The organism is Nocardia sp. NPDC060220 (genome assembly GCF_042727815.1).
GTDB lineage: Bacteria > Actinomycetota > Actinomycetes > Mycobacteriales > Mycobacteriaceae > Nocardia.
In genome coordinates this window covers 1-4,123 of the sequence record NZ_JBHWZY010000629.1, presented here as the reverse complement: position 1 = coordinate 4,123, position 4,123 = coordinate 1, and the positions used below count along the sequence as shown (strand labels likewise).

Here is a 4,123-nt window from a genome sequence, read left to right as displayed (position 1 = left end):
GTAGTGCCAGTGCGGCACCGGGTCGGCTCGCGGGTAAACCCTGACGGGATCCAGCGGGTCAGGGCCACCGAGCGTCCAGGAGATCAGCGTCCCCCACTGCTGCCCTTCGGTATCGCCGTAGATCGGCTTCAGCGCGTTTTCGATAGCCGTGAGGCCGGATAGATCATCCACGCGCCGATCTCAATGAAAGTGATTGGTATGCAGCTGATCAAGCAGGCAAGGTTCGTGCGAGCTCAGCCGACCGGTGTGAGGCGGAGGCGTTCGGCGAGTTCGTTGAAGATGTAGAAGTTGGGGATGGTGCTGACGGGGGCCAGCGACATCCACACGCCGGAGAGTTTGATGCGGATGTGGCCGCTGCGGGCGTCGATGAGCTGGATGTCTTCCCAGGACAGGGCTTCGCTGCGGAAGGTGAGGGCGTCGAGGGAGAGGGAGAGGTCGCCGAAGGGGACGGTTTCGCCGTTGTCGATGGCGGCCACCGCGGCGGGGAGTTGGGTTGCGGTGACGGCGGATTGGATGGCGCGGGCCCATTCGCGGGCGCGGGCGAAACCCTCTTCGTCGATGGTCGCTTCGACACCGCCGGGGCCCGACAGCTCCAGCAGGTAGGTGACGGGGGTGGTGTCGTGGAACGGGATCGCGTGCTGACGCACTTCGGTGCTGTCCCACCGGAATCCGGCCACGCGCTGACCCGAGCGGTAGACGGTGACGCCCTGGTCGAACAGGTCGATGCGGGCGGCGCGGTTCTGCCGGTTGATCACCCCGCGGCGCAGTGCGAGCAGGACGGGCGCGCCGGCGATCACGAGCAGTGCCACACCGCCCTGCCAGCCGCCGACGGCCGCGACGATGATGCCGATGGTGGCGATACAGCCCGCGACGATGCCACAGCCGCGCACGAAGGTGTCGTCGGCGGGGGTGGCGAGAAAGGTGTCACGGTGCGCGCCGAGCTGCTGATACTCCGCCATCAGGTGTATCAGTTGGGTCAACGGCACCGCGTGCCGAGCATCGGCTACGTCCTCCGGCCTGTTCGGAGTGATCACTCGTCCCTCCAAGAGGCGTTTTCATCCGCGGCGAAGCGTATGCGAACCGGCGGAATATTGCCACCGGTACGGAGATGAAATTCTGGCCGCGACCGGGCGGAATGGCTCAGCCGATGGCGAAAGCGACGAAGAATCCTGCCGCGGTTGCCATTCCGACCCACCAGCCGCCTTCGCGATAGGCCTCGGGGACGAGTGAGTCGGCCAGCACCGCGATCGTGGCGCCGCCCGCGAACGCTTGGACCGCGCTGATCGCGGTCGTCGAAACCGAGTCGGCGTAAGCGTTTCCCAGCACGGTCACCGCGACGAGCACCGCGGCGGTCACCGCCCAGAGCGCGAAGGTCCGGCCCGCCTCGAACCCGTGCTGCTCGCGCATGAGTACCGCCCCGCTGACCGCTTCGGGCACATTGCCCGCGGCGATCGCGACCACCAACACCAATCCGCCTCCGCCACTGAGGGATACACCCAGTGCGAGGTTCTCCGGCACGCCGTCGAGCACCGTCCCGAGCAGCAACGCCCAGCCGATAGCGGCGGGCCCCAGTTTGTTCTCGATGAGATGGTTGGCGACCACGTACACCCCCGCGCCGGCGAACAGCGCGCTGCCGGCGAGCAGCGCGCCGTCGCGGTGGAAGGCGGGCGCGAAGAGCTCCTCCGATATCGCCGCGATCATCGTGCCCGCGCCGAACGCCATCATCGCGGCGAGCACGGCTTTCGGCAGCGTCCACCGCAGCCCCACCGCCACCCCGATCAGCAGCGGGACCGCGGTACCGAGGCCGTACAGCAGGGCGGTAGACATGCCGAGAGCCTATTCGGCTGTGCGCGACTAGGGTGGTTGACGTGTTGGTTGTGGACGAAGGCGAACGCACGGCACCGGCGATCGTGTTCCTGCACGGCATCCCCGGCTCGGTCGACTGGTTCGCCGCGGTCGCCGAGCGGATGGTCGCGACCTTCCGGGTGATCCGCGTGGACATGCACGACTTGGGCGCCGACGGCGACTTCAGCGCCGCGGCCCGCACCGCTCCGCTCGTCTCCCTCATGAACGACCTCGACCTCACCGACGTGACGGTGGTCGGCCACTCGTTCGGCGCCGAGATCGCGCTGGAACTCGCCGCCGCGTCGCGTCGGGTGGCTCGCGTCGTGGTCGTCGGCCAGGCCCCGGACTACCGGGCCGCGAGCATCCCGACCGCCGCGAGATGGGTGGTCCGTCCGTGGTCGGTGCGCTTGGCGCAACGGTGGACACCCGGACCGGTGATCCGCCTGGCGAACCGTTCGGTCTTCGCGCCCCGATTCCGTTACGACTCGGCGCCCGGCCTGGCCGAAGCGCTGGTCCGCGATTTCCGCACTGCCCTTCCCGGCGGCCTCGCCTACGCGGTGGGCGGCCGTGCCGCCGACTTCGCGGCCGCCCCGCTCGACATCCGCGCGCAAGCCCTCGACCAGCCCGTCCTCGCCGTCCACGGTCGTCACGACAACCTCTACGACAGCACCGAGACCCTCGCCCGCTTCGCCGCGGCGGGCGCCGACACCCACCTCGTCGAGCACGCGGGCCATTCGCCCCAGGTCGAGCAACCGGACGAGTTCGTCTCCGTGCTGGGCGAATTCATCAGATCCCACTGACGGCGGAGACCACGAACGTCCCCGGCGTGCCCTGCGCCCCCAGCGGTCCGCCCTTGTCGAACTGTGAGGAGACGATCAGCGCCTGCTCGCCCGAATGCACCATCGTGGTAGGAACATTCAGCGCGGGATCGTGGAATTCGCCGGTGCGGGTGGCGGTGGCGCCGTTGTCGCCGAGGGTCCAGCGGCTGATGGTGTTGTCGAGGTTGTGAACGATCCACAGGGTGTCCCCGCGCAGGTCCAAGCCGTCGCCGTGGCGCGCATCGCCACCGGTCAGCGCCACCTTGCGAATCGTTTCCTGGCCGCCGGTGAGGTCGATGCGGTACAGCTCGGCCGCTGACATGGCGACGACGATCAGATACGTCCCGGCCGGGTCGGCGACAATTCCGTTGAGCTCGAACACCTTCGGCTCACGCGGTCCGAGGGTGGCGGTCAGGTCGTAGGCCACGGTCAATTCGTCACGGCCGGAGCCGACGACCGCTCGGTAGACGACATTGCGCACGCTGTCGGTCAGGTAGGCGGACCCGTCCGCCCCGAAATCCAGATCGTTGACGAAACGTGGTGCGTCACCGGGTACTGCGAACTTCGCGAGCAGTGCGCGTGACCCGGTGTCGTGCACACTCACGCCCACACCGGAATCGATCACCCACAGCCGACCGCTCCGATCGACCTTCACGCCGTTCGCTGTCTTCCTGCCGTCGGCGCCCGCGGGCAGGAACACCTCCGCGCGCGCGGCGTCGGCCGTCGCCCGGTAGACGGCTCCGTCCGCGAACGACCCGACATAGGTGTCACCGTTGCGCGCGTCCAAGCCGATGCCCTCGGGATATACGGCGCTGCCCGGCAGTTCGTAGGCCGTGCTCAGCGTGGGTGTGGCAGGCGAGGTCCCGCACGCGGTCAGGGCCAGGCATGCGGTGGCGACGGCAATGGTTCGCAACATGATGAAGCCTCTCAGTGATGTAATGCTGAACATCAAGCGATAGGCAGTAATGTAAATTAGAGTCGTTATGATCGTCAAGGGAGTTACGAAGTGATGGGCGGATATCATGCACCCATGACGTCCATGCCCGCCGCCGAGAGGCTCGGCTCGTATATCAAGCGCGCCGAGCAAGCCCTGATCGCGACCAAGACTGCCGCGCTGAAACCGGCCGGGCTGACCGTCGCGCAGTACAGCGCGCTGTTGCACCTCGCGGAGAACCCCGGCATCTCGGCGGCCGCCCTGGCCCGGCTGGCCGGCGTCACCCCGCCGACGATGAACACCGTGCTGACCAACCTCCAGGAGCGCGGCCTGGTGGATCGGACCCCGCACGAGTGGCACAAGAACGTGCTGGAGACCCGTCTGACCGAGGCGGGACGGTCGGTGATGGCCGATGCCGACACCCGCGCGATCGCGGTGGAGCGCACACTGGCCGATCGATTCACCGCGGCGGAACTGGCGGCGGTGCAGGAACTGCTCACGCGCAGCGCGCTGGCACTCGACGAGA

5 protein-coding genes are annotated in these 4,123 nt (G+C 68.1%); 2 read left to right on the top strand and 3 right to left on the bottom strand.

Features of this window, described 5'->3' with window-relative positions:
• Positions 1-233: 233 nt before the first annotated feature.
• Together ACFWF3_RS26635 and ACFWF3_RS26630 are read right to left on the bottom strand one after the other, a co-directional pair.
• Entirely contained in the window at positions 234-1,034 is an 801-nt protein-coding gene (locus ACFWF3_RS26635) for a DUF6585 family protein (protein ID WP_378991184.1), read from the bottom strand.
• A 106-nt stretch (positions 1,035-1,140) separates the two neighbouring features.
• Complete coding sequence (locus ACFWF3_RS26630; protein WP_378991182.1) at positions 1,141-1,827, bottom strand: ZIP family metal transporter; 687 nt, start codon at positions 1,825-1,827, stop codon at positions 1,141-1,143.
• Between the two features lie 41 nt (positions 1,828-1,868).
• Between ACFWF3_RS26630 and ACFWF3_RS26625 the strand changes: the two genes are divergently transcribed.
• Complete coding sequence (locus ACFWF3_RS26625; protein WP_379316081.1) at positions 1,869-2,645, top strand: alpha/beta fold hydrolase; 777 nt, start codon at positions 1,869-1,871, stop codon at positions 2,643-2,645.
• Here the strand turns inward: ACFWF3_RS26625 and ACFWF3_RS26620 are convergent.
• Entirely contained in the window at positions 2,632-3,579 is a 948-nt protein-coding gene (locus ACFWF3_RS26620; RefSeq protein ID WP_379316079.1) for an SMP-30/gluconolactonase/LRE family protein, read from the bottom strand. The two genes, ACFWF3_RS26625 and ACFWF3_RS26620, sit on opposite strands and share 14 nt — an antisense overlap.
• A 114-nt stretch (positions 3,580-3,693) precedes the next feature.
• Here ACFWF3_RS26620 and ACFWF3_RS26615 point away from each other — a divergent pair.
• Positions 3,694-4,123, top strand: a 430-nt coding sequence (locus tag ACFWF3_RS26615) for a MarR family winged helix-turn-helix transcriptional regulator (RefSeq protein WP_379316077.1), incomplete at its 3' end; no start/stop codon positions are given.